At 69.7% G+C, this 201-nt stretch carries 1 pseudogene; it reads left to right on the top strand.

Annotated features, from left to right (window positions below):
- Positions 1-201, top strand: a pseudogene (locus ACQRAJ_RS08825) (IS3 family transposase); the annotation flags it as partial.

Below are 201 nucleotides of genomic sequence, written 5' to 3'. Positions count from 1 at the left end.
CCTGCAACAGGGAGATCGTCGGCCACTCCGCCGGGCCCAGGAAGGACGCCCGGCTGGTCAAGCCGGCGTTCGCGACGCCCTCCTTCCCCATCTCGGACATCGAGGCCTTCCACACGGACCGCGGCAGCGAGCTCGACGACGCCGAGATCGACCCGATGCTCGAGGCCTTCGGCATTGAGAGGTCGCTGTCGGCCAAGGGCC

The sequence above is a fragment of the Collinsella sp. SGI.184 genome (assembly GCF_050313415.1).
GTDB lineage: Bacteria > Actinomycetota > Coriobacteriia > Coriobacteriales > Coriobacteriaceae > Collinsella.
Note: the sequence above shows the minus strand (reverse complement) of the source record. Positions and strands in the feature narration are given on the sequence as shown.